This is a genomic window from Pseudoalteromonas xiamenensis (genome assembly GCF_030994125.1).
GTDB classification, from domain to species: Bacteria; Pseudomonadota; Gammaproteobacteria; order Enterobacterales; family Alteromonadaceae; genus Pseudoalteromonas; species Pseudoalteromonas xiamenensis_B.
Genome location: NZ_CP099918.1, coordinates 623,604 through 649,609 on the forward strand (window position 1 = coordinate 623,604; position 26,006 = coordinate 649,609).

At 42.8% G+C, this 26,006-nt stretch carries 25 protein-coding genes and 1 pseudogene; 18 read left to right on the forward strand and 8 right to left on the reverse strand.

Annotation, left to right across the window (positions count from 1 at the left end; all coding sequences use genetic code 11):
* Both NI389_RS19770 and NI389_RS19775 read right to left on the reverse strand, forming a co-directional pair.
* Nucleotides 1–1,155 carry an acyl-CoA dehydrogenase family protein gene (locus NI389_RS19770; RefSeq protein WP_308363221.1) on the reverse strand — a complete coding sequence of 385 codons (1,155 nt, stop codon included), beginning with the start codon at nucleotides 1,153–1,155 and terminating at the stop codon, nucleotides 1–3.
* 742 nt (nucleotides 1,156–1,897) lie between these two features.
* On the reverse strand, nucleotides 1,898–4,078 hold the full coding sequence (locus NI389_RS19775; protein WP_308363222.1) for a malate synthase G: 2,181 nt from the start codon (nucleotides 4,076–4,078) through the stop codon (nucleotides 1,898–1,900).
* 235 nt (nucleotides 4,079–4,313) lie between these two features.
* On the opposite strand from NI389_RS19775, the gene NI389_RS19780 reads away from it, so the two are divergent.
* The 9 genes from NI389_RS19780 to NI389_RS19820 all read left to right on the forward strand — a co-directional run bounded on the left by NI389_RS19780 (nucleotide 4,314) and on the right by NI389_RS19820 (nucleotide 13,908).
* A complete protein-coding gene (locus tag NI389_RS19780; RefSeq protein WP_308363224.1) occupies nucleotides 4,314–5,918 on the forward strand; it encodes an isocitrate lyase in 1,605 nt (534 codons plus the stop codon).
* A gap of 386 nt (nucleotides 5,919–6,304) precedes the next feature.
* Entirely contained in the window at nucleotides 6,305–8,341 is a 2,037-nt protein-coding gene (locus tag NI389_RS19785) for an ATP-binding protein (protein WP_308363225.1), read from the forward strand.
* Nucleotides 8,342–8,420: 79 nt separating this feature from the next.
* Complete coding sequence (locus NI389_RS19790; RefSeq protein ID WP_308363226.1) at nucleotides 8,421–8,915, forward strand: hypothetical protein; 495 nt, start codon at nucleotides 8,421–8,423, stop codon at nucleotides 8,913–8,915.
* Between the two features lie 205 nt (nucleotides 8,916–9,120).
* Complete coding sequence (locus NI389_RS19795; protein WP_308363227.1) at nucleotides 9,121–9,477, forward strand: MerR family transcriptional regulator; 357 nt, start codon at nucleotides 9,121–9,123, stop codon at nucleotides 9,475–9,477.
* A 58-nt stretch (nucleotides 9,478–9,535) separates the two neighbouring features.
* Nucleotides 9,536–9,925 carry a carboxymuconolactone decarboxylase family protein gene (locus NI389_RS19800; RefSeq protein WP_308363228.1) on the forward strand — a complete coding sequence of 130 codons (390 nt, stop codon included), beginning with the start codon at nucleotides 9,536–9,538 and terminating at the stop codon, nucleotides 9,923–9,925.
* A gap of 184 nt (nucleotides 9,926–10,109) precedes the next feature.
* Complete coding sequence (locus NI389_RS19805; protein ID WP_308363229.1) at nucleotides 10,110–10,538, forward strand: hypothetical protein; 429 nt, start codon at nucleotides 10,110–10,112, stop codon at nucleotides 10,536–10,538.
* A gap of 465 nt (nucleotides 10,539–11,003) precedes the next feature.
* Complete coding sequence (locus NI389_RS19810; protein ID WP_308363230.1) at nucleotides 11,004–11,237, forward strand: hypothetical protein; 234 nt, start codon at nucleotides 11,004–11,006, stop codon at nucleotides 11,235–11,237.
* 112 nt (nucleotides 11,238–11,349) lie between these two features.
* Nucleotides 11,350–11,727 (forward strand): DUF3224 domain-containing protein, encoded by a 378-nt coding sequence (locus NI389_RS19815; protein WP_308363231.1) that lies wholly within the window; start codon nucleotides 11,350–11,352, stop codon nucleotides 11,725–11,727.
* 717 nt (nucleotides 11,728–12,444) lie between these two features.
* The gene (locus tag NI389_RS19820) at nucleotides 12,445–13,908 is read left to right on the forward strand and encodes a cryptochrome/deoxyribodipyrimidine photo-lyase family protein (RefSeq protein WP_308363232.1); all 1,464 of its coding nucleotides are present in this window, start codon (nucleotides 12,445–12,447) and stop codon (nucleotides 13,906–13,908) included.
* 25 nt (nucleotides 13,909–13,933) lie between these two features.
* Here NI389_RS19820 and NI389_RS19825 read toward each other — a convergent pair whose 3' ends face one another.
* Nucleotides 13,934–14,641, reverse strand: coding sequence for an NAD(P)H-dependent oxidoreductase (locus tag NI389_RS19825; RefSeq protein ID WP_372588643.1), 708 nt, complete (start codon nucleotides 14,639–14,641; stop codon nucleotides 13,934–13,936).
* A 136-nt stretch (nucleotides 14,642–14,777) separates the two neighbouring features.
* Between NI389_RS19825 and NI389_RS19830 the strand changes: the two genes are divergently transcribed.
* Entirely contained in the window at nucleotides 14,778–15,689 is a 912-nt protein-coding gene (locus NI389_RS19830; protein ID WP_308363233.1) for a LysR family transcriptional regulator, read from the forward strand.
* Here NI389_RS19830 and NI389_RS19835 read toward each other — a convergent pair.
* The 3 genes from NI389_RS19835 to NI389_RS19845 form a co-directional block, all read right to left on the reverse strand.
* On the reverse strand, nucleotides 15,673–16,914 hold the full coding sequence (locus NI389_RS19835) for a S41 family peptidase (RefSeq protein WP_308363234.1): 1,242 nt from the start codon (nucleotides 16,912–16,914) through the stop codon (nucleotides 15,673–15,675). The genes NI389_RS19830 and NI389_RS19835 overlap by 17 nt on opposite strands.
* Entirely contained in the window at nucleotides 16,907–17,869 is a 963-nt protein-coding gene (locus NI389_RS19840) for a GlxA family transcriptional regulator (RefSeq protein WP_308363235.1), read from the reverse strand. The genes NI389_RS19835 and NI389_RS19840 overlap by 8 nt, the downstream gene beginning before the upstream one ends.
* Nucleotides 17,870–17,956: 87 nt before the next feature.
* Entirely contained in the window at nucleotides 17,957–18,865 is a 909-nt protein-coding gene (locus tag NI389_RS19845) for a LysR family transcriptional regulator (RefSeq protein WP_308363236.1), read from the reverse strand.
* Between the two features lie 103 nt (nucleotides 18,866–18,968).
* Between NI389_RS19845 and NI389_RS19850 the strand changes: the two genes are divergently transcribed.
* Nucleotides 18,969–19,889 (forward strand): MBL fold metallo-hydrolase, encoded by a 921-nt coding sequence (locus tag NI389_RS19850; RefSeq protein WP_308363237.1) that lies wholly within the window; start codon nucleotides 18,969–18,971, stop codon nucleotides 19,887–19,889.
* Nucleotides 19,890–19,947: 58 nt separating this feature from the next.
* Here the strand turns inward: NI389_RS19850 and NI389_RS19855 are convergent, their stop codons facing one another.
* The gene (locus tag NI389_RS19855; RefSeq protein WP_308363238.1) at nucleotides 19,948–20,238 is read right to left on the reverse strand and encodes a hypothetical protein; all 291 of its coding nucleotides are present in this window, start codon (nucleotides 20,236–20,238) and stop codon (nucleotides 19,948–19,950) included.
* Between the two features lie 247 nt (nucleotides 20,239–20,485).
* Nucleotides 20,486–20,935: an HPP family protein gene (locus NI389_RS19860; protein ID WP_308363239.1), complete on the reverse strand. Its 450-nt coding sequence runs from the start codon at nucleotides 20,933–20,935 to the stop codon at nucleotides 20,486–20,488.
* Between the two features lie 123 nt (nucleotides 20,936–21,058).
* Here NI389_RS19860 and NI389_RS19865 point away from each other — a divergent pair, with 123 nt between their 5' ends.
* The 7 genes and pseudogenes from NI389_RS19865 (at nucleotide 21,059) to NI389_RS19895 (ending at nucleotide 25,703) form a co-directional block, all read left to right on the forward strand.
* Nucleotides 21,059–21,625 (forward strand): TetR/AcrR family transcriptional regulator, encoded by a 567-nt coding sequence (locus NI389_RS19865; protein WP_308363240.1) that lies wholly within the window; start codon nucleotides 21,059–21,061, stop codon nucleotides 21,623–21,625.
* Between the two features lie 82 nt (nucleotides 21,626–21,707).
* A complete protein-coding gene (locus tag NI389_RS19870) occupies nucleotides 21,708–22,910 on the forward strand; it encodes a winged helix-turn-helix domain-containing protein (protein WP_308363241.1) in 1,203 nt (400 codons plus the stop codon).
* A complete protein-coding gene (locus tag NI389_RS19875) occupies nucleotides 22,898–23,485 on the forward strand; it encodes a hypothetical protein (RefSeq protein ID WP_308363242.1) in 588 nt (195 codons plus the stop codon). The genes NI389_RS19870 and NI389_RS19875 overlap by 13 nt, the downstream gene beginning before the upstream one ends.
* 419 nt (nucleotides 23,486–23,904) lie before the next feature.
* A pseudogene (locus tag NI389_RS19880) lies at nucleotides 23,905–24,045 on the forward strand (toll/interleukin-1 receptor domain-containing protein); the annotation flags it as partial.
* A gap of 299 nt (nucleotides 24,046–24,344) precedes the next feature.
* Nucleotides 24,345–24,629, forward strand: coding sequence for a YciI family protein (locus NI389_RS19885; protein ID WP_308363243.1), 285 nt, complete (start codon nucleotides 24,345–24,347; stop codon nucleotides 24,627–24,629).
* Nucleotides 24,630–24,858: 229 nt separating this feature from the next.
* Nucleotides 24,859–25,347, forward strand: coding sequence for a DUF1579 domain-containing protein (locus NI389_RS19890; protein WP_308363244.1), 489 nt, complete (start codon nucleotides 24,859–24,861; stop codon nucleotides 25,345–25,347).
* A 68-nt stretch (nucleotides 25,348–25,415) separates the two neighbouring features.
* On the forward strand, nucleotides 25,416–25,703 hold the full coding sequence (locus tag NI389_RS19895; RefSeq protein ID WP_308363245.1) for a hypothetical protein: 288 nt from the start codon (nucleotides 25,416–25,418) through the stop codon (nucleotides 25,701–25,703).
* Nucleotides 25,704–26,006: the final 303 nt, after the last annotated feature.

Genomic DNA, 26,006 nt, shown 5'->3' on the forward strand with positions numbered 1-26,006 from the left:
CTATGCACTCCTTAGCCCAAGCTTACGCGCGATAATTTCGCGCTGAATATCATTAGTTCCTGAAAACGTTCTACTCGGCAGTACATCAAGTAGTTGGCGGATAATGCCCATTTCTCTGTCCATCGCACTGCCACCAAAGGTTTGTATGGCATCGAGCGCCGATTGTACGGCGTAGTCAGAAATCAACATTTTGCTCATTGCAATGTCCATTTCCGCGTCTAAACCTTGGTCATACTTCCAACCTGCGCGATAAAGCATCAATTTGCATTGCTCAAGACGAAGTTTCATGTCGATGATGCGATTGGACACAGATTGAAAGTGGCCTATGCGTTTTTTGAATTGTTTACGTTCTTTTGCGTATTCGATGGTACTTTCTACAATTCGCTCAAGTGCACCTGCAAACAGCGCAAACAAGCAGCCTTTTTCCCAAATCATAGAGTCATGAAATATCGCGCCGCCCGCACCTTCGCTACCGATGAGGTGAGTTTCCGGCACAAACACGTCATCAAAAAACACATCACTCCAAGGACAGGTACTTAAACAATCTTTAGGGTGATTCGCCCCAACACTTAAACCTGCCGCACTTTTCTCAACTAAAAAGCAAGACACCCCCATAAAACCAAATTCAGGCGCCGTTTTGGCATAGACGATAAAGACGTCCGCGACTGGAGCATTTGTAATGAACGTCTTTTGACCATTTAAGAGGTAACCACCATCCACTTTCTTCGCAGTGGCGGCCATCGCATAGATATCAGAGCCCGCGGTCGGTTCGGTTGCCGCATTGGCCGCTATCATGCCGCCAGTGCTTAACGCCTCAAGGTACGTTTGTTTTAAATACGTAGAGCCGAATCGAGCCAATGGCATGACACAGGCGAATAGATGCGCGCACATAGAGAACGCCAAACCAAGATCTCGACTGCCCTTACCGAGCGCTTCAACCATTAACATGGTGTTTTGTACGTTCAACCCAGAACCACAATACATTTCGTCTATAGGGAGTCCCGCAAATCCAAACTCAGCGGCTTTTTGCCAAAGCGGTTTGTCAAAGACATGTTTTGACAGTCTTGTTGCAGCCCCTTTATCCAAGACTTCTTGTGAAAAGCGCAAGGCTGAATCGTAGAGCGATTGTTGATAGCTAGTAATAGCAAAATCCATAGCAGTCCACTTTTGAAATTAATAAATCAATCCTTTCAATGAGGACGTATTATGAGGATTCCGCTGCACTTGTGTCAATAATGTTAACTGTGTTTTTTATTTGTTTTTATTTTGTAATATTTGATTTATCCATATTTGTTTCACATTTGTCCTGTATCAAGGCAACACCATGTATTTTATAATATTTATTAAAAGCATTCGTCACAAAATCGTCATTTGATAATGTTAACTGAAATGATGAAAGTGATTGAAAACATAGAGTAAAGACGTTAAAAAACGGCCTTTTGACTTTTTTACCTGCATTAGACCACAAGAAAACCAATACTTTATCACTACAACCAAAACCAATTATCCCATTTAATGCAATTCAATGATTTTCTAGTTGTTTGTAATTTAGGAAAAAAATAAAATATTGGCCATTCTTGTTTTTACCAAAATCGCAACAGCATCGTTAACAAAAAGATGACACGTAGTCCGCTTTGCCAAAAAATAGTTACGCAGCCGTGATCGTGTGGTCGATGTTCAACTTGAATAAATTTTACGCATATTTTACATGCAAACGGTGAGTACGAGGCGTTATGGGCTGAACGTTGGTGTTAGCTTCAAATAGGGCGTGTAGGAAGTAGTCAATCAAACAAACGCCTCTGAACGGGATATATTGAAAAACAGGTAACAGCAGGGTGATTTACTTTACTCCTGAAGGTAAGGCATTAAAAAGCCTCTTACGAGGCCTTGTTTAATGTTAGACGTTTCGCTGTGCTTTATACCGTTTACGGAACGCGTGCAATAGTGGTTCAGTATAACCATTTGGTTGCAGCGTACCTTCAAAGACAAGTGCCAGCGCCGCTTGGTAGGCTAAGTTAGTCAGCAAGCCTTGTTCAGTTTTCGCCATTGGCTGATAGGCAGCATCATGTTCATTTTGCCCGTCAACAACGCCCGCCATTTTCGCAAACGTTGATTCCACTTGTGCTTTGGTGCAAATACCATGAAACAACCAATTTGCAATATGCTGGCTGGATATACGCAGTGTGGCTCTGTCTTCCATTAAGCCAACGTGATTAATATCCGGTACTTTAGAACAGCCAACACCTTGGTCTATCCAACGAACCACGTAACCCAAGATACCTTGAGCGTTGTTGTCTAACTCAGCTTGAATATCTTCTTTACTTAACGAAACAGTATGCATTAACGGCGGAGTCAACAAAGTCGTTAAAGAGGCTTCTTGGCGTGTTTTAAGCTGGTTCTGCATGTCAAATACGTCAACTTGATGGTAATGCAATGCATGCAGCGTCGCTGCGGTCGGGGAGGGAACCCAAGCCGTATTTGCACCGGATTGAGGATGCCCTATTTTTTGCTCCATCATCATCGCCATTTTATCTGGAATAGGCCACATGCCTTTACCTATCTGTGCTTTATGTTGGAATCCACACGATAACCCGATATCTACATTTCTATCTTCATACGCCGTGATCCAAGGCTCCCCTTTTATTTTCGCTTTTGGCAACACAGGTCCGGCTTGCATCGAGGTGTGAATTTCATCACCGGTTCTATCCAAAAACCCAGTATTGATAAACACAACACGGTGTTTAGCTTCAAAAATGCAGGCTTTTAGGTTTGCCGATGTACGACGTTCCTCATCCATGATGCCCATTTTGAGGGTAAAGCGAGGAAGAGAAAGAGCGTCTTCAACCGCGGCAAATAAATGATTGGTAAATGCCACCTCTTCAGGGCCATGCATTTTAGGTTTTACAATGTTTATACTTGCCGCGCTCGAGTTCTTAAATGGACTATTTCCTTGTAGATCATGTAGCGCGCATAACGAAGTGATCATCGCGTCCATGATCCCTTCAAAAATTGGCGCGCCTTGCTCATCTATAATGGCATCGTTACTCATCAAATGTCCGACGTTGCGTACGAACATCATACTGCGACCTTTTAACGTGATCCGTTCTTGTGATTTACCAGTGTATTGCCTGTCCGCGGCCAGCGTTCGCGTTTGAACTTCACCTTGTTTAACAAACGTCTCACTTAACGTGCCTTTCATTAAACCGAGCCAATTACGGTATACCCCAACTTTGTCTTCAGCATCCACGGCAGCAACGGAGTCTTCGCAATCCATAATCGTGGTTGCCGCAGCTTCTAACACAACGTCTTTAATACCGGCTTTGTCTGCAGCACCAACCGGGTGGAACGGATCAAATTGGATTTCTATGTGTAGTCCATTATGTTTGAACAGCAAACACGTTGGAGCGTTGATTTGGCCTTGAAAACCGATGAATTGCTCTGGATTTGCTAGCTTCACTTGCGTCGAGTCACGCAACGTAACGACCAATTCTTCATTGATGAGTGCGTAATTCGTGCTTTCGATGTGAGAGCCACTGACCAGCGGCAACACTTTATCTAAAAACTGCCTCGCATAAGCCATCACCTTGAATCCACGCACGGGGTTGTAACTGTTCGTGCGTTCTGCACCATCCTCTTCGCTGAGTACATCCGTGCCATACAGCGCATCATACAAACTACCCCAACGCGCGTTTGCTGCGTTCAAAGCGAATCGAGCGTTGCTCACTGGCACAACAAGTTGCGGTGCGGCAGTGAGGGCGATTTCAGGTTCGACGTGCTCAGTCTGAATCGCAAAAGGCGCTGGTTCGTTCACTAAATAGCCGATAGCCTCCAAAAATGTCCGATATTCATCCATGCTATAACTCGAATTAGCACGATGAAATTCATCAATTTTGTTCTGTAAATCATCTCTTTTTGCTAACAGTGCACGATTGATAGGCGAAAGCGAGATGATGAGTGACGCGAACTTCGACCAGAACGCGTCTACAGCGATGCCCGTACCTGGCAACGCTTCTTGGTTAATAAACTGATAGAGTGCAGGGTGAATTGAGAGGCCTGCATGTTGCACCATGTTAGTCATGAGCAATTCCTTCACATAATTTTGAACGGGTTAATAAAAACCATACCCGAAAATGCCCAAAAACAAACCACCTTTACCATTCACAAAAAATATAGCCAGAATAACAACTATAAATTTAAAAAATCATCAAAACAGGCCTAGGTTGTAATTAAGCGCTACGGGACCTCTCACTCAACCCAGTAAGCGCAAGGTTTAAGTTTGAAATTACTGTTTACCCGTTCAAAGGATACCGATTATGACTCGCTACCAAACACAACTAGACACGTTTGCTACGCTTTGTGAACGTCAAGGCAACGCTTGGAAATCAATTGACCCAGAATTTGCAAACCGCATGAACTTACAAAACCGCTTTAAAACGGGTTTAGACATCGCAAAATACACGGCGAAAATCATGCGCGAAGATATGGCAGCCTACGACCTAGATTCATCTCAATACACACAATCTTTGGGGTGCTGGCATGGTTTCGTTGCTCAACAAATGTTGATGGCTGTAAAACGTCACAGAAAAACAACGAAACGTGCGTATGTTTATTTAAGTGGTTGGATGGTCGCAGCACTACGCTCGGAATTTGGACCACTTCCAGACCAAAGTATGCATGAGAAAACCTCCGTTCCTGCTCTCATCGAGGAAATTTATACCTTCTTGAAACAGGCTGATGCTCGAGAGCTTGACCACCTTTACAAAGAACTTGATTTGGCACGTGCAACCGGTGGCGATGTTGACGCAGTGCTAGCTAAAATCGATAACTTCGAGACGCATGTTGTACCAATTATTGCCGACATTGACGCAGGTTTTGGGAATGAGGAAGCAACCTATTTACTCGCGAAGAAGATGATTGAAGCGGGCGCTTGTGCAATCCAAATTGAAAACCAAGTGTCTGATGCGAAACAGTGTGGCCACCAAGCGGGTAAAGTGACCGTACCGCACGAAGATTTCTTGGCAAAAATTAACGCCGTACGCTACGCCTTTTTAGAGCTTGGCGTAGAAGATGGCGTAATTGTTGCGCGTACCGACTCGCTTGGTGCCAGCCTGACTCAAAAAGTACCGGTATCACGTCGCCCTGGCGATTTAGCGAGTCAATACACGGCATTTTTAGACACGACACCAATCACAAATATTGCTGATTTAGAAGAAGGTGATATGGCCATCAAATTAAATGGTGAATTGTGCAAACCAGTGCGCTTAGATAATGGACTTTACCAATTCCGAGAGGGTACAGAAAAAGATCGAGTAGTACTAGATTGCGTTACAAGCCTACAAGCTGGCGCGGATCTGTTATGGATTGAAACTGAAAAGCCTAACGTGAAACAAATTGCAGAACTTGTGAACCGAGTACGTGAGCAAGTACCGAATGCTAAATTGGTCTACAACAATTCACCTAGCTTTAACTGGACACTGAAATTCCGTGAGCAAGTGTATTCTGATTGGAAAGCAGCAGGTAAAGATTTAAGTGCGTATCCAAACCCTGCAACGGATGCCAAAGCGCTGATGGCAAAAGAGATGGATGGAACAGAGTTAGCCGCTGCTGCAGACGAGCTAGTACAACAATTCCAACGTGACGGCGCTCGTGAAGCCGGTATTTTCCATCACCTTATCACTTTACCAACGTATCACACGGCCGCACTTAGCACGGATATTCTGTCGGAAGGCTATTTTGGTGACTTAGGGATGCTTGCGTACGTACGAGATGTTCAACGTCAAGAAATTCGCCGCGAACAAGCTTCGGTAAAACACCAAGACTTAGCTGGTTCAAATATAGGTGACACGCATAAGGAATACTTCTCTGGCGAAAATGCGCTTAAAGCGGGTGGTGAAGCCAACACCATGAACCAATTCTAAGGGGAGTGTTCTCCTAGGATGTTATAATCAGTTCCCTTTCAAAGGGCCCTCTCGGGCCCTTTTATTTTCCCTGCGTCACGCTAGATCACCTTTTTACCAACCCTTAAAACATCCGAATTCGAATGAATATCCGGTCAAGGCATTTCTATATTTATCAGTATCTTACAAAAATATGGTTAGACCTATATAGAGTGAAACGGTTGAGTTCAGAACGATTTTTTACGTACTGACACAACGCACTGACTCTCTCAGCACCACATTGAACCATTGTCCAAAGAGCAACAAAGAATAAAAGACCAACTGTAAAGGGGGTTTACAATTTCTCTCCATATTTTGAACACATTTAGAAAGTAGATTAAACGTAGGTCAATGGGGATAAAAATCGAATGAAATCAATACGCGCTTTCTTATTGAGTTCTGCATTAGTATTTTGCGCGCAATCTAAAGCAATACCGGAATCGATACAAGAGCAAATTAATCAGGGTAACCTTACTCAAGCACTAGACGCATTGAGACAGGAGCCAGCCGTCACTTACGCGTCAAAAATAGACGTCGATACGACCATTGCAAAAATCTACCGTCTACAATCACGCTATCAAGATGCCCTCGATATTCTCGATTCTCTTTCTCATCGCCCCAATATTCCACTTGAACTTGCTTTTGAAATCGCGACAGAAAAGGGCATCAGCGCGCGAAATATTTCGAAAAACTTAGTTGCCTTAGACGCTTATAAAGAAGCTCTAGAAATCGCAAAAACGCTTAGAGACGACGAGCTCATTGCAAAAACGTACATTAATTTGGGTGTACTCAGTGAGAACTCGACCAATCTATCTACGTCGATGGGGTATTACGAGCAGGCCAAAACCTTTCTCCAAAACAGTACAAACTGGGCTATAAAAGGTTCTCTTGAATTTAATATTGCCGCGATTAATGAGCGAATGGGTGATTTTGAACAAGCGAAAGCGTATTTAACGAGAGCACTAGAGTATGACCGACGATCTGGAAATTTAACCAATGTGGGTTTCACGACGCTCAAACTTGCCGTAATGGCGGCGAGACAAGGTGAACCGAGTGAAGGGTTAATCGAGCTGACGAAAGCAATCGACGAACTCAAACAGATTCAAGCCAATGAGTTAGTTTCTCGTGCTTATTACGCCTTAGCCGATGTATACAAAAAGCTGAATTTAAACACGGAGCGCAGAGATGCAGCGCTCCACTCGCTTGAGTTCGCTTTGTTAACTCAGTCTCGAATTCAACAAGCTCACGGCTATCTCGCGGTGATAGAAAGCGAACTCGAAGCGAACAATGTTGATGCGGCAAAGGGCTACTTAACGCCTTATGAACGTTTAGTGAAAGAAACAAAATCTCCTCATCACCAATACATGTTAATGAAAATGAATGCTCAAATTGCCGAACTCGAAGGAAAATTTGAAGCAGCCACGCTTACTTACAAAACCCTATTGGATACGCAATATCAAACCTTCGAAGAAAAGCTGAAAGCACAATCGCAACATCACAAGTCGTCGCTCGACATGTTGTCAAAGCAGCAGCAAGTGGTTGAACTCGATAGAGACCGTAAGCTGACCATTTCACAACTTGAAAATGCAAAGTTACAGCAACAACGGTGGTTGTTGGCGTTTGGCCTTACCTTTATTTTTGTCTGTACGTTTATCTATTTGTATGTTCATAAACGTCGCTCTGCAGAACTTAGAGCACAATTGTATGAAGCCAATATCCGCCAGAAAGATCAACTCCTCGCTGATATTTCGCATGAGCTTCGTACGCCACTCAGCGTGTTGAAATTGCATATTGAAGCGATGGAACACAATTTAATTGATGATAAAACCGTTGCTTATGAAAAAATCAACGACAAAATCAGCCAATTAAATCACCTTATTTCGGATGTGTACCAATTATCACAAGCCGAAAACAATGCGCTGACGGTATACAATGAGAAATACAATGTTCATCAATTGATGACCAGTTACAGCTACGACATGCAGCGCATGATTAGCAAACATAATTTACGTTTTGTTTGTGATATTGCCGTTGCTCGAGACATCAGCATGTACGTAGATAAACCTAAACTGGATAGAATTATCAACAACCTGACCAAAAATGCGTGTTTATATACAGATTCTCCTGGATTAGTTAGGCTTAAAGTCCGACTCAATCCACAATATGTTTTTATTCAAATCGATGATTCATCGCCTGGCGTAACCAATGATCAACTATCCAAATTGTTCGAACGCTTGTATCGAGTGGACACGTCTCGCAGCCGTGCATCAGGCGGTTCAGGTTTAGGACTCTCTATTTGTCAAAGTTTGGCTCAAGTTATGCAAGGAAAAATCAACTTGAAGCAAGGCAAGTATGGAGGTTTATGTGTCAAACTCCTCCTACCATACGAATTTAATGCAAATTAACGGGAATATCCCCAATTCATCCATTTTTCATCCACATTGCTTTGCTTAAATTCTAAATATAGAGAACAGGAGCAATTTTATGGAAAATCGCACAATCAAGCATGAAGAATGGCTTAAAATTGTAGACTCTCGAGCGACTAAAAAAACGAACCGAAAGCAGAGTAAAGCAGTCGCAGGGAAGCGACCTTCTACCCATATTTGGTTTACGCTTTTCTTTATTACCTTAACCTGCATTTTTGGTTATCGTATGATGGATAAAGAAACTCAGGTGAGCGTCAATTCATTGTCAGCTAACGCAAAGCAGTTAATTGAACGCCACTTTAGCAAGCAATTTATGATGGGGAGCTGGCAGCTCAGTCGCGTTAAGTTTGGCGACAGCGAAATCGGTGTCTATGTCCAAATTCCAAATGAACTTGCCTTATCGGCGGAAGACCAAAAGCGTTATATTCAACAATCGCTTTGCCCGTCGGGTGACGACTACATTTGGCAAAGTATTGGTCAACACGGGTTGTTCATTCATTTGTTTACCAATAATTTGCGGAATAGTCAGTACGCACAGTGCCTAAGAGCCTAATAAAAAAAGAAAATGAGAAGCGCCATTAGGGCGCTTTTTTGTTTTGGTACGGTTAGTACAGTTATCGACTGAATACACTCTCCAATGAACTTACTTGTGTAACGATGACCTCGCCCTTTTTATTCTGGATGCGATGGTGAAAAAAGTGGCACTATTAATCACAACATCTCCTCAATTTCGATAACGTTAAGTAGGCATCATCAAAATGAATATGAAGGAATTTGCGAATTTAGTCGGCTTATCTTCTTACACGCTTCGATATTACGAAAAAATTGGCTTGCTTAAACATATCCAAAGAAATGGCAGTGGTCATCGCGTATACTCGTCTAAAGACGCACAATGGGTCGCCTTTATTAAACGCCTCAAAGAAACCGCTATGCCACTGGAAGATATTTTAGCGTACGCAACGCTGAGAGAAGGAGGCCCGAACACAGCACTTGAGCGCCAAAAATTACTTGAACGTCACCAAAAATACTTGAAACAACATATCGCTCAACAGCAAACCCACCTCGCTGCGCTTGAAGAAAAAATAAATCTATATAAAAACAATAAAGTTCGTTGACTTAGAGTGAACTCTAACTTTTATGCTGCACCTAACTTTTACCAATAGGAGCATCGACATGGACAATTCTCGATTCAACATAGGCCTTAAACTACTTGAAAAAATTGATGGCGAGGCTGGCCAAAACGTCATTGAAAGCCTGCAGGATATTTGCCCTGATTTAGCCAAATATACTATTGAGTATCCCTTTGGCGATATCTATGCTCGTTCGGGTTTGGATTTAAAATCGAGAGAGATAGCGACTGTCGCGGCGTTAACCGCGCTCGGTCACTGTACACCACAACTAAAAGTTCACTTAAATGCAGCGCTTAACGTTGGATGCACAGAAGAGGAAATCAAAGAAATCCTTCTTCAGATGTCCGTTTATGCGGGGTTTCCTGCTGCACTCAATGGCATGTTTGCGTTTAAAGAAGTGCTAGAACAAAGAAACTTAAAGCAACACGGTTAATTCATACACCGTAACCTCAGGCCACAACAGTGTCAGATACATCTACGGTGGCATGTTAGGGCCTGATGCTAAAGAGAATATTGCTTGTACCCACTCCGGCTAACTGGTAGCGTATTGTTAATAAGTCAACAATGTGGCACTGTCGCTTTGTATTGGAAATGGATAAACAAGGACGTCAAAAAACATGAATATCTACCTCACGATTGCGGGTTTTCTCAGTGCTATCGCAGCGGTATTGCATTTAGGCTGTATTTACTTTGGCGCACCTTGGTATCGCTTTTTTGGTGCTGGCGAACAAATGGCAAGACTCGCAGAGCACGGTAGTAGTAAGCCTGCATGGATAACGTGTGGAGTGGCTCTTGTACTCAGTGTATGGGCGTTATACGCCTTTTCTGGTGCAGGTATCGTCCAAAAACTCCCTTTTACCCGTTTAGTTCTAATCGCTATCTGCTTGATCTACACAACAAGAGGTATAGCCGGTTTTTTCTTTGTCCTCTCACCTATGGGTCGCTCCGTCGAGTTTTGGATTTGGAGTTCAATCATTTGCTTAACGATAGGCCTTATTCACTGCATTGGTCTCAAGCAGCAGTGGGTAAATCTCTCACCGTTGTAACGGACACTTTTCTTCCCACTTATCTGTGTGGGAGAGAAATAAGTTCCATATTGCGTATTAAAATATCATACCCAAATGGCCGCGATGGCATCGGTACGCGCCATTTCTAATAGGTTTCTACCTCAGGACTTGTTTAGGCGAATGCCTCAAAAGAGCGAATTGCATATCTTTAATACTTCATTTATCGGGTAAGTTGGTCTTTTACTTTGTATTTTTTTAACGACACACAGCTAAGAAACGACTGTGTATAAACACGGTTTTTGAAAGTTTTTCATATAGTCAGAAAAACGAGCGATTTGGTCGTTTTTGGCTGCTATCAATAAAGATAAATGTGAAATAAAACGTTTTATCGCAATTAGTTAGTTGTTGTGTTTAAAATGTAAAAATCAGAAAATCGAGACGTCCGCAGGCAGAAAAACAACGTGTCCCATAAATACTAAAATGTTATGTGCACATGGAGAAGCGGTGTTTAAATCTAAAGAATTGAGTTCATTGCTTGACGAAGAATTGAAAAATGGTAATCAAATTGCTGAAAAATCTTCTTGGCCACCGAAATGTGAGACTCTAATTATTCTAAATAGTAGGTTTACAGAAAAATACGAAAGTAATAACTTGGTGTACCGAAAAATTAAAGACTCTCATTATTGGTATGCTGAATATTCAACAATTGACGAATCAGAATGTTTAGCTTGTAAGTAGTGCGCATATAACAAGGCCATTAAACATCGCGCACTGTGTGCGCTGAACTCGCAACAAGTTGCTCGCCGTTAATGGCGGCGTTAGGCATCATAATTAACTACGGATATTTAAAATGAGTAATGTATTTCAAATAACTAGCTGGGATGAAACACCCTATATTGAAAATCAAGATGGTTCGAAAAAAAGTCACGCGAAAATTACACAAAGCTATAGTGGTGTAATTGAAGGTTCCAGTGAAATTCAATATTTAATGTCTTATCAATCAGCGGCTTCAGCGCTATTCGTAGGCTTTGAGGTAGTTACAGGCAAAGTTAATGGTAAGTCTGGTAGCTTCACTCTTCAGCACAATGGCAAATTTGAAAATGGTGTTGCCAGTAGTAATTTTTTAATTGTTTCAGGCACTGATGAGCTTGCAAACATTGAAGGTTCCGGTTCATTTAAGTCAGGTGAGTCTGGTCAAGCGAACTATGAGTTAACAACAAACGCCTAACAAGGCCAATCACAATCGCCCACAAAAAGCGCGGGCTGGACTCGCTAACGCTCGCCGGCGTTAGAAGCGTCAGCCCATCGAAATTTTTATGCGAAATTCGCCTAATACAGCCGACGACCTAAAACATTTTTGTCCAGAAACGAGTTTCAACGAGTATGATACTTTGATACTCAGTTGTGGCTCGATTCGGTCTTGGAAGTAGCCATTAGAATAAATCTTTATTTTTTAATCATGTTTAATCTAAAACGGTACGAGCAGGGTTACTTAGCTGTTTCGTATGCACTTTTAAAGTCCTCTGCCGCAATTTGATCTTAAGGCTTTTTGATGTTTTTTAAGAGGGGATCGTCATTTTGCTTTTTGGGTTTACGTTGCTCCTGTTTCGCTTTTTCCACATTTTTAAACGCGGGAGGTGGGATTGGAAATAAGGTGATGAGCGGTAAGCATGCGATTAACAAATAAGCACCTTTAGGCATTTTTTTTGCCCAGCGAATAAGTCGTCGGCCAAAAATAAGGGGGATTAGCAAAAACACCGCAAAAAAAACGAATTCCTTAACGTCCATGCGCCCATCATTTTTCCATCACAAGAATATTGTGGATATTGGGTTGGCCACCAAGAAAGCAAGCGCTACTTTCTTTTTTATTCGAAACACATAAATCGCTCCATCAAGTTACTGCGTACAACCCAACTTGGGTCAAACAGTCAATTTGGGGTAATCATTGATAGACATCAGCGTAGTCTGGTTTAAACGAGACCTTCGTATCACAGACCACAAGCCTTTAAAAGAGGCTATCGACCGTGGTAAGCCTGTATTATTACTTTACCTCTTTGAGCCGTTTCTACTTGCTGATCCTCATTATGAGGAACGGCATTGGCGTTTTGTTTGGCAATCCTTGCAAGACCTAAACTCACAGCTAGCCCCCTATCAAGCTCGCATTTATGTTCTTAACGCTGATGCTAGCAACGTTTTCTCCACATTATCACAACATTTTTCAATCTCGTGCGTGTACTCTCATCAAGAAATTGGATTACAGAATACCTTTCAACGCGACAAAGACATCCACCAGCAGCTGGAAAAGTTAGGTATTCCTTGGCTCGAGTTCCAAACTGGCGCCGTGATCCGCGGTTTACCAACACGCGTGAACTGGGATAAAAGATGGGATGAATTCATGCGTGCCGAACTAGACACGCCCTATTTAGAAGAAGCCTCTTGGGTAGACACGACTTGCTTAGCACACCTTATCGTTAACCCTGAACGTGCTTGGCAACACAAGCACAAGGGTATGCAAACGGGCGGACCAACACTTGGATGGCTGACACTTAACGACTTTTTCCAAGAACGAGGCAAGAGCTACGCCTACAACATTTCAAAACCAGAGGCCAGTCGCGTTGCCTGTTCACGGCTTTCGCCTTATCTTGCTTGGGGTAACCTGTCACTTCGCGAAGTCTATCAAGCGGTGCTTGCGCATTGGCACCAGAAAGGCTTTCGACGCAGCGTAATCGCACTTGTCTCTCGGTTGCATTGGCATTGTCATTTTATGCAAAAATTTGAGTCGGAATGCGACATGGAGTTTCGGCCAGTTAATCAAGGTTATGCGCAATTTCCTTATCGTACCTTTCCAGAAATCAACAACGATTTGGCAGCATGGAAATCAGGTAAAACCGGTATTCCTTTGGTGGATGCCTGCATGCGCTGTTTACACCACACGGGGTATTTAAATTTCAGAATGCGAGCGATGCTAGTCAGTGTACTCACCCATCATTTGAACATTGATTGGCGACTCGGTGTCACTCACCTTGCCCGACTGTTTTTAGATTTTGAGCCAGGGATACATTACTCTCAGTTTCAAATGCAAGCGGGCGTGACGGGCACAAATACGATCCGGATCTACAACCCCATCAAACAGGCACAGGAACACGATCCTGACGGTGTTTTCATCAAAAAATGGCTACCTGAATTAGCGGAAGTGCCTCCGGCATTTACGCACGATCCGAGTTTACTCACGCAAATGGAGACCATCATGTATGGATTGCGCGAGGATTCGCGTTACCTCAATCCCATTATTGATGTGAATAAAGCATCAGCGGACGCTAGGGCGCGTTTATGGGCGTACCGTAAACGGCTGGATGTGAGAAAGGAGAATGGACGAATTATAGAAAAGCATGTCAGGCCATCGACATAACAATGGCCTGACTATGACAGTCGAATTAGAACCACGTCACCATCTGTTCAGTCGTACGACGTGTTTTGTCACGTGATGGGTCTTCAAGACGATAGCCAAACGCTGCCATTACACACGGTACATAACGCTCAGTGTCGATACCAAAATGCGTCTTTAATACGTCGGTTGCTTTGTCTAATTCAAACCCCTCAATAGGGCAAGAATCTATGCCGAGTAATGCCGCTGACGTCATCATGTTGCCCAATGCAATATAAGCTTGTTTAGCAGACCAATCTGTAATTTGGCGACGGCCTTCAATACCAAAATCATGTTCTTGAAACTTTTGATATGCCGTGTTCATAAAATCAATCACTTCGTTGGGTAACTGCTTCACATTTTTCATGTGATTTTGCAAATACTCACTGTTGTGTCGCATATTAACATCGGTATGCGCCAAGAAAATCACAAAGTGGCTTGCTGTACCAAGCTGGCCTTTAGATCCATTAAACGCGCCATTTGCCCCCCAGCTAAACTCACGGAATAGTTCACGCTTCTCTGGCGACTGCACAACCAAAAGATTCCATGGTTCCATACCGAAGGAGCTCGGTGACAATCGAGCGGCTTCTAAAATACGATTAAAGTCGGCATCGGCTACCTTTTTTGTGTCGTCAAACACTTTGGTCGCATGACGAAATTCAAATGCGTTTTGCAATGCCTGATGCATTGCTTGGTTATCGATAGTTGATCCCATCATTGATCCTCAATAGTTATTTCTATAACAACACCTGCTTCACGCAAGGCACCTTAGCTTGTGGAATTGCATTCTATGAAATAAACTATTCATTGATAATACCAATTAATCGATAAACACTTTTTAGATTTTATTGAAGATGAACATTGAATACTTGCAACTCTTCCTTCGTGTAGCGAACACGCTCAACATCAGCCAAGCTGGGCAAGAATTAGGGTTGTCCGCTGCTGTGGCCAGTACACACCTCAATAAACTTGAGAAGTCGCTCGGGGTCAAACTGATTTACCGTACAACTCGGCAAATCTCCCTAACTGAAGAAGGCCGTATTTTCTTACCGCATGCGGAAAGTGTGCTTTCTGCTGTTGAAGCGGCTAGAGCCGCAGTAGGTTCAGGCAGTACAAATCCCAAAGGCGTTTTACGGATGACCGCATCCGCTTCTTTTGGACGGCAACACCTTGTTCCTGCCATTGGATCGTTTTTAAAAAAATACCCTGATATTCAGATAGACATGAGCTTTTCTGATGCAATGGTCGACTTAGTGGAGGGGGGCTTTGATGTGGCGATCCGCAGCGCACCACTTAAAGATTCCAACCTCATTGCGCGAAAATTAGCAAACGACAGACGTATCGTGTGCGCATCCCCAAGTTACTTAGAGCAGTTCGGGATACCTAAGCACCCCAATGAGGTGAAACACCATCAGTGCGTTAATTTCAGGGACAGGGATGTCTGGACCTTCAGAACCCCTGAAGGGAAGTTAGCGATAAAAACCAACACCAAAATTCGCACCGACAATGGTGAATCGATGCGAGATGCAAGCCTTGAAGGGTTAGGGCTGGCCATTAGCTCTACGTGGAATATTTATAAACACCTCCAGCGCGGCGAGCTTGTACAAGTACTTGACGACTATCCTTTGGATATTGATGTTGCAATCTGGGCGGTTTACCCAAGCTCTCGCCTAGTCCCGCCCAAATTACGCGTATTCATCGACTTTCTTAGTGCCTGGTTTGGTGATACACCTTATTGGGAATCTGAACTCAGTTCGAAGGAGTAACATTCAGATACTCAAGCGCTTTATTCAACACTACATCTCTGTCATCAAGTATGTCTTGCCAACTCGGTGAGACTGAAATAGCGGGATACAGCGCGTCGGTTGGTGTTTCAACAAAAGCATAATACCGCTCGGATACACTAAAACGACGTTCAGAGTGAGGTAAAGTGAACATCAAAAGTTCGCCATAGTGATTGGGATCGCCACCCGTTGGCGAACCTATCAATGTCGCGTTTAAAATTTGATGATATTGCGCTGCATTACTCATGGCCGCAGAAAACGTCCCACCATTGATTAATACAACGACACCCCGTTGCCAATTCACCGTATCGAGATGTGATAAACACGAAGAAAACGCAAGTCCGGTATAAAAACTACCACCGCCATTATCTCGAAGATCGATAATAAGGTGCCGTGTTTGTCTTTTTGTCAGTTGTTTAATCAATGTAGTACACGAACCAATGACCTCGTCGAAAGTGGGGTAGGTGTCAAAATCAAAATAGGCTGTTTTCGTCGCGTCAAAATAGCGCATTTGAATACCGGGCATGCCAATATCGTTCGCAGTTGCCCGTTCCTGCTGTTTTGGCAATACCGTCTGTATTTGGTTAAATGCTTTCATATCCAAAACATCAACCGTTTGAGACTGAGACTTACCATTCACATTAAAGGTAAACATCGCCTTGGTCGGCGATTTGGTTATACCAACAGCAAATAGTACTTTTGCCAGCGTTACTTGAAATGCAAATCGGTCTTGCGCACTGTAACGATTGTCGACGCCATACAAATAAGGCTGCAACTGCTCAAAAACATCGGGTATCGTCCTTCCATCGATAGCGATGACTTCCTGACCAATCAAGGCTTCGTACTCTGATGTTGCACCAACAATCTTTAGTGCGCCATCTAGATATAAAAACAGAAACGGGAAATGCTGATGTGGGCCAGACATCGGATAATAATTTGAATGACCATCTTTGATACTCGCCATAAGTTTCATCAATTGTGATTCCACTTCGACTTCAGAGAGCTTGGGTAAATGCGCAAGAATCGCGTTAACGTGGTTATCAAAATCGGGCTCTGGCTGGCTATGAAAAGCATTTAAGTGATGCGTTTTCACTTGTTCTTGTAAATAAAGAATGTCTTCACGCCAGTTATCCAGTTGTGTACCAGATAAGCCATATGCCTTGCTCAGGCTAAATAACATTAAACAGAGTAAATACCACTTATGCATGTTCTTCTCTCCCTTGGTGTTGGACATATACCGACGGTGAAACGCCGAAGTACTGAGAAAACGCTCGTCTAAAACTGTCGTAGTTGTTAAAACCCACTTTCGTTGCAACATTTGTAAGATTCGCCTGAGATTGTGAAAGCAAATCTCTTGCGCGCTCTAATCGGAGTTTTCGGACATACTGACTGGGACTGCTGCCGAGGTGTGACTTAAACAAACGGGTAAGTTGGCGTTCACTTAAACAGGCTTTATCTGCCATTTGTGCGACGGTTGTGGTGTGATGCAGTTGCGAAGGAAGCCACTCGATCAGTGTCGATAAACGTTGGCTTTCACCTGTCTGTATCGCTAACAAATCAGAATACTGTGTTTGTTGGCCGCTACGTTGTAAATACACAACGAGCTCCTTCGCCACTTTGGCTGCCATGGCTGTTCCAAAATCTTCACCAATCAACGCAAGTGCAAGGTCCACTCCGGATAATACGCCCGCAGATGACCACACAGCACCATCGTTAATAAATAGCGGATCGAGTTTCACTCGACACTGCGGAAATTGTTCAGCGAGTTGCTGACAATGACGCCAATGCGTTGTAATCGTCAGCGATTTTTCAGGATAGATTTGCGGAAGTAAAAAAGACCCTGTGCAAATACTAATTACACGACTGGCATGGTCAGCGATAGCTCTTAGTTGCACGGCTTGCTGTGTCGTCAGTTTTAACGTGCGCATCCCCACGCCACCACACAAAATAAGGGTGTCGCAGCGAACGTTGTCATTCAATCCCGCTTCGGCGTGCACCTGTTGTCCGTATGCTGTGGCAATTAGTCCAGAATGCAGACTCAACAGCTGAGTTTGATACGCATTCTGAACCAGCGCGTTGGTTTCCATAAAGGCATCAAGCGGGCCAAATAAGTCGAGTGCTTGAAATCCATCGGCAATAAAAAAAGTCAGTTTTTGAGTCATGCTATGTCCTCCTGATACAACAATATCAAACCCAACAGTGTCGTTTAATTCATTTTCACGACAAAAACAGACATAAATTTCGCCGAATTATACTTTTACTAGTGCGAGTTCGGATTCAAGCGCCTCAAGAAACCATCTGACTTTTCGTGGTAAATATTGACTCATGGTGTAAAGTGCATTGATTTCAAAGCCTTTAACCGGAAATTGAGGTAACACTTCGACAAGCTCACCCGAGGCAATCGCCTCTTCATAAAGCCAACGCGGGCCCCAATTAATGCCTAAATCAGCCAACACGAACTGTTTTATGGAGCGTAGGCTGTTGGCCATCACATTACCTTGCGAAGGTGAAAACTCATACGTATGACCGGACTCAAACTGGAGCGGCATTTTGGTTTGATCTTTGGAATAAAAAACAAACCGATGGTGTATTAAATCATCGATGTTTTTAGGCTCCCCAGCCTCTGCGAGGTAAGCAGGGCTACTCACCAACACCCTCGGGATCGTTCCTAAGTGCTTCGCATAAAGCTCTGAATTTGCCGGTTTTCCGATCCGGATTGCGACGTCAATGTTGTATTTGGGTAAATCCGCTAAATTAGATCCCATTAACATTTCAACTCGTAATTTGGGATGTTGTTTCAGCATCTTGGTGATAATAGGCGCAATGAAATAATCACCTAAATCAACAGTAGTCGCGATTCGCAACAACCCGCCAATTTGGGTTTGATTACAAAAGAGTTCGGCTTCCAGCGTTTCTTGAGCACTTAAAAGATGCTTCAGTCCTTCGTAATACGCCATTCCCGAATCCGTCGGAATCGTTCTGACGGTTGAGCGATGGAACAACTTGGTGTTCAATCGCTCTTCTAATTTGGCCATTTTACGACTTACCGTAGATGGTTCAATATTCAACTCTTCCGCTGCTTTTTTAAGGCTGCCTACTTCAACAACACGGACAAATAGGGCTTCTGAACTCAACATAGCTAATTGCAAAAATGACATTTAGGTTTTGCAATTTTAGGCATTCATAACAAATACAGCAATAAATATACTGACTCCATTGAGCTTTGACTCAACTGACTTTAACCAGACAATGGAGAACGCCATGATTCGTTTTTTACGCTTTACACAAACAACCTTATTGGTTGTCGCCAGTGTGCTATTCCCTAGTTTGCCTACCTTGGCCACTGAGATAAAACCATATCAAGAAATCGCCGAAAACATCTATTCGTACAGTACTGATGGTGGCTACATTTCCATGTTCGCCATCACAGCGAAACAAGTCGTTGTATTTGAAACCATGAATTCAGCACATGCAAAAGGTATGCTGGCGACAATTCGTTCATTAACGAATAAACCAATTAAATACGCCTTTCAAAGTCACAATCATTGGGACCACGCAAGTGGCGGCCAAGTGTTTTTAGACAGTGGCGCTCAAACCATCGCCCATGCAGAAGCGGCACGCTGGATGGCAGCAAACCCGTATCCTGATATGGTCATGCCCTCCGTGACGTGGCAAGGTACAGTGACGCACTTTGACGTTGATGAACTGGATATTGAATTGCATTATTTTGGCATGAACCACGGTTTAGGGATGACCGTATTTTACCTCCCTAAACAAAAATTGGTTTACTTAGCCGACATCGTTACACCAAATCGAGTGATTTTCTCCGTCGTTCCTGATTTTAATTTGAGAGAGTGGGAGCGCAGCTTGCACGACGTGTTAGCACTTGATTTCACCAAAGCGGTATTTTCTCATAATGAGTACAGCGACTTTCTCGCAGCAGGTGATCGCAACGATGTCCAAGCACAACTTGATTACTTGCGCGATCTGCGACAAGCGTTTTACCAAGCACTAAAAGAAGGGGTAAACCCGATGCTCATACCAAGCACATTAAAATTGCCTAAGTATGAAAACTGGGTGGGTTACAAAGAATGGTTACCAATGAACGTATGGCGCGTCCTAGCCGATGAGTTTATGGGTCCTTTTCCTTGGCATCCAGAGGAAGCGGAAGCCACGAAGTAGCAGTTAACGTGATTGAGAGAAACGATAACCTCGTTTTTCTCAACGCATTCCAATACAACTAATCCGCAATGAGGCGATTATCATCGCGATTTTTACGGCGATATAAGAAAGGAACGCCCACAGACAGTGAAATCAACGTCATTAAAGTAAAGTTAACAATCGCGGCAAAAATAAAATAAGGATCGAGATAGTTCAAGCTCGAGTATGAGCTAAATTGGAAAATGACAGAACCGACAATGCTCGATGCAATTGTCGCAACTGGAAACTTTCGAATAAACGCATGCGCAACAGTCGAGACAATGATACCTATTCCCAGTAATACACATAATCCAATAATGCCTTCGTTCATTGCTGCACATCCTTTTCAATCAAATCGTGAGAGTCGCTCTTCTCTGAGCGCATGAGACAGAAGAATAACCTCTTGTTATTCGTCTCTTGAACCGATACTAATTTAAGAATTTTGCTGAGACAACACCTGAATGCAAAAAATAATACATTCTTTTTTATTATCCATGACGATAATAAAATACAAAGGTATTATTTTTGCGTTTGAGTAAATAATCTAAATCAGGCTGATTACCACGAAAATAAAACGATTAGTCTGCCCACCTACGCTGTATATTCGCCATTAAACGACCGATTAGCACTATCGCAATCGCGCCAGTCAAAACGGGTGTCAGTAGAAACATCCAGCTTTGTCCAGACAACATGATTAACAATGGATTGGCCCCCGCTGGCGGATGCGTTGTTTTGGTAATTAACATTGCGCTTACGGCAAGTCCTGTCGCTAACGCCATCGAAACAGGCGTCACCGCAAAAAACTGTACGAAGAAAACACCGATAAATGCCGTTATGAGATGACCTAAAATCACATTTTTAGGTTGCGCAAGTGGACTCTGAGGTACCCCGAACACTAACACCGTTGTTGCACCAAACGGAGCCATAAGCAACACAACGTCTTGAAAAGACGCATCAAAAATAGACAGTAAAGCGATGGCGACAAACGCACCGAAGCCTGCAAAAAGTGAAAGCATAACGTTTTTCATTGTGTCCTCGTTCTTTAAAGTAGACCGATTTGTCTACCTCATATAGAGTAGACAAATCGGTCTACATCTGTCAATGTTTTAGTGATTAATCGAGTAGGTTGTAAATACAGAAAAGGAAAGCGAATGAGTTCAAAGCGACAACTGTTAATTGATACGGCGCTTGGTTTGTTTTACCACAAAGGTATACATGCCGTCGGCGTAAACGAGATCTTGGCCACATCAGGCATTGCTAAAAAAACCTTGTATAGCCACTTTGAAAGCAAAAATGCATTGTTGATGGCAGCCCTTGAAGTACGCCACGAACGATTTATGACATGGCTGTCACAAACGATAGATAATGTACAAACGAGTCAACAACTTATTGAACGTCTATTCAAAGGCCTAGCAACGTGGTTTAACAGCGATGACGATACGCTAGGCCCATTTCGAGGGTGTTTTTTTATTAATACCTCCGCAGAATTTAGCGAAATCGATGAACCCATTACGGCCTATTGCCGTGCACATAAGCAAGCCGTACGTGACGAAATTGCACGACACTTACCTGAGCAAAATGAACCATTGCTTGAGGCCATTTTTGTAATGATGGAAGGTGCCATCGTGACTGCTCAAATGACCCATCAGGGCGAACTTCTTTGTCAGAGAAGCGCTGCAATGCTAACGCGCCTTTGCAATGTCCCAAGTCAAGCGTAATGCCTCCGTTTAGCGGCGATTGGTATTGTCATGACGACGTGGTATAAACACCACATTAGCAAGAACAATAAAAATCACCGCTATGCTTTATTACTTCAATGACTTTGTTTTTGACAGTCAATCGCTTGTATTGCTGCAAGGTAAAACGTCCGTTGCAATACGCCATAACGAAGCAAAAGTACTAAAAGTTTTGTTGGAACGCTCTGGTGACGTTGTCAGTAAAGAACAACTACTTGAAGCGGTCTGGCAAAACAAAGTTGTGTCTGAGCAAGCCATCTTTCAGAATATTAGTCATTTACGCGCCTTATTCGGCAATGACGCAATTAAGACGTTTGCCAAACGCGGTTATCAATGGCAAGTTGCCTTTGAAATAGGGCAAGAGGGCATAACGCCCGTCCCCATACTCATTGCGAAAAAGACACCTAAAACGTCCTTATGGGTCGCTTCTGCGCTCACGGTATTGCTGGTCATCGGGCTTTTCTTCGGGCAGGTGTCGAACGTGAAGTCAACCTTTCCAAGTATATCAACCGTTCCGTTCGCGCTTGATGGCAACGACATCAACTCTGTTACTTGGCGCCCATCGACTATTTCAACAAAGCGTATCGATTCGTACACGGTGTCTCAATTCCAAGGCGCTGAGGCACTTAACTACACGAGGTTAAAAGCAGAGCATCCGCTTGTCTTAGTCGGTGATATTACAACCAGTGATAATCAATTTTTGCTCGATTTTACACTCACAGGCGATGCATCGAGATGGAATGGTCAACTTCTTGCAGATTCGATAGACCAATTAAATGAAAAACTCGAAGCCCATCTCATCAACGCAGAGATAATAGAACTGGTTAACAGCACCATGAGCGCCGATGTCCGAGTGGCAAAACTCTTGCTCCTCCACCAGCAACATGAACACGATTTTGTGATCTTGAACCAGCTGATATCGGCTTACATCAAGACGCAGCAACTCGACATTGCGATGACGCTCGCAGACAAACTCGAGCGCGATGCAATTACACTTAAAGAACCTCAACAAAACGCTAATGCCCTTTTACTTCAAAGTACCATTTTAACTGAGAAAGGGCTTTATGAGTTAAGTGAGTATAAACTTACAAACGCCATCGCTTTATTTGAACAACACAATGACTACAAGCGTCTCGCTGACGCCTTCGCAGCACAATCGTGGCTACTACACAAAAAAAGGATTATCCCGCACTCAAAGAAAGCTTACTCAATTCAGCCCGCTTCGCCGAGACATCGAAAGACATTGAACGTGAATTGCACGCGTTAACCTATCTGTCAGTGATGGCTCACAAGCACAAACAAGATGAAGATGCCTATTTCTATCTGCAACAAGCTAAGATGCAAATGGACACCTATTCACTACCTCAGTATCAATATGCCAAAATTCCGTTCCACTATGCGATTTACGCTAAAACGGCCGCGCAAAAAGAGCCTCACCTGCTGCGCGTGCTCGAACTTACCGAACTAACGCCCGACCACTGGGTGGCACAATCCAGTCGAAAACAACTGATGGACTATTACCTTGATACTGCACGATTAGATCAGGCAAAACAACTTGTTGCACCTCTTACCAACGACAACGCTGAAAACAACTTGCTGCGCGCGCGCGTGGCCTTTTCGCAATCCAATGTTCAAGAATTTCTAGCTCTTGCAACTAAAGCGTTTGAACAAGCCAGAAGAACAGGACAGGTCAGCCTGAGTTTAGACATCGCATTGATCCTATGCAGTGCGCCAGAGCTCCAAACAAACTACGACTTCTATACAAACTACATCAGTGAACATGCGACCCCAAACTGGTCTGAGCAAAACAAACTGAAGCTCAACGCGTTAAACATGATTTGATAGGGACGGTTTTACAAAAAGAGTTCTGTCGTAAACTTAACGACGTGCTAGAAGCGGTTACCATGCATAGTGATTGATTCATATTGCCTCTATCTGAACTATATACACAGCTATAAGTAGTGAAGCTTAAAATACCAATGAAATGGAACGCTATGTAATGGATAAACATCGCTCGGCTATGCGGTGAAAAACATATTTCTTTGAAATTCATAGGAAAAATAAATTTCATAGCGAGCCAGGTCAGGCTCGAATACGTAAAGGCTCGTTTTTCAGCCGACTTTTTCAGTTGTCTGAACGAAAAACAGTTGATAGCTTATTGCCATCATTAAAAAATAATTCATTGGATGAATTATATAGGGTTTTGGATAACTTCCTTAGTCGGGAATTATTGCTAATACGTTAGGCAGCAAGAAAAAATCATGCGAACAAGTGTATTCCTAAGTCACAATTATAAAGACAAAGATTTCGTTAGAAAGCTTGCCAGAGATATAGATGCTCACGGTATCAAAGTCTGGATAGATGAAGCAGAAATGAAAATCGGTGATTCTTTAGTCCAGAAAGAAGAATGAAAGTCACCGTCATGTGCTCTTATGAGGGGGCGCCTTTAACCGTGAGCTTTGGAACCAAATACTACAACATGTAATAATACCTAACAAACGGCTCCACGCAGACGTCCAAACCTACGCTCTTTTTGTCGTTTTCGCTGCACTTAATTTACCACAAAAATATCTCTGGTTTGGGCATTGGTATGACTCCCACTGTCAAGTTAAACCCTCGAAAATGCGGAGGCTAGCACCGTGTGGGAGTCATTATGTCTAAGTACCACTATGTTGCAGCGCAAAAAATATAAGGATTATGTATGTTCATCATTTCTTTGACTTATCAGGTGCCTCTAGAGAAAGTCGATGCTGTTATTCCTGAGCATGTGGCTTATCTCAATGAACAATATGCTAAAGGCCACTTTATTCTATCTGGGCGCAAAGAACCAAGAACTGGTGGTGTCATCATTTCCACTATGAGTGATCTAAATAAACTTAATGACATACTCGCGCAAGATCCTTTCCACATAGAAGGCCTAGCAAGTTATGAAGTAACAGAAATTGTGCCGACAAAAGCGTCAGAAAAGCTAGAGTTCCTAGTCTAGCATCTTGCACATAACTAACAATTTAAGAGGGATTCCTAACGTTTGGCATTTTTGCATCTACTTCAATTTTAGTGGTTACGGTATAATGCTTCAGGTTGGGTGGTAGCGTTGCTCACCCCTTAATTGGGCGTTGCCAACTCAATTAAATTAGCCACAAATAAAACTGTATATACATACAGCATTCGATATAATCCCTAGAAAACTTATTCGACTATTTCATAGGGATATTATGCTTACAGATTTTGAACTAAACGCGCCAAAGGACTTTGATTTTATAATTGGCGATTGGACAGTAAAACATCGTAGATTGAAAGACATCTTGAATAATTGTGATGAATGGATTGAATTTAAAGGTGATTCATCCACTAGGAAAACTCTAGGTGGGTTCGGAAATTTGGAAGACAATCATCTGCATTTTCCAGAGTCATCATTTCGAGCTGTAGCACTTCGTTCTTATAATTCAGAATCAGGAGAGTGGTCAATCTGGTGGTTGGATGGGCGCTCTCCCAACACTTTAGATGTCCCTGTAGTAGGTAGTTTTAATGACGGAGTTGGTGTGTTTTATGCTGACGATGTACTTGATGGTGTTAGTATAAAAGTTAGATTCAAGTGGATCTCGTTAGACCCAAATACACCTCGGTGGGAGCAGGCTTTTTCAAAAGATGATGGCAAAACCTGGGAAACTAATTGGACAATGGAATTTTCACAGAATAAGTGAAGTGTAATCGTTGGCTAGACACGTTATAATTGAAGAATTAGCTGCCTATTGAAACTAAGGAGAATTAAATGGATTTATTTTTCACGTTAGCTTTACCAATAATTATAATTATAGGACTCCTCCGTGTCTTCAAAGTTAAGTGGCCGATTGCATTATTAATTGTCTTTGGGTTAGCTGCATTTTCTACTTTTATTGTTAATTTTACCTTTTGTGAAATACTGAAAACAAAATGTGAGCCGCATGGATTAAATGTTATTGGCTATTTTTTTCATTGGCTTTTAGTCTCTTCTATAGCCTCAGCTTTAGATTTTATGTTCTACAAGATGTTTAATAAACAGCTAAAGCCGGTAGCCTAAAACATAACAAATGTGGATAGGTGTCGCGTAGCCGACACCTTATCTGGGTGTTGAACAAGTCCTGCGTTGAGGTGATGCTAAAATTACAATTGCTAATGCTGTTAAGCTCCTCAATAAATTCAGGCGTGCTATTGAACATTATTTACTGCATTACGGTTAGCAAAACAGGCTGAAACTCGGCAACATTGATAGTGTGATTACGTCAAAGTCGCGTGGTACTTATACCGTCAGCATCCCTTAGTAATCGCACTTATTCAGCCTTTTAAATCCCTTTCCGCAACCTCTTTTTACAGTAATTGGAAC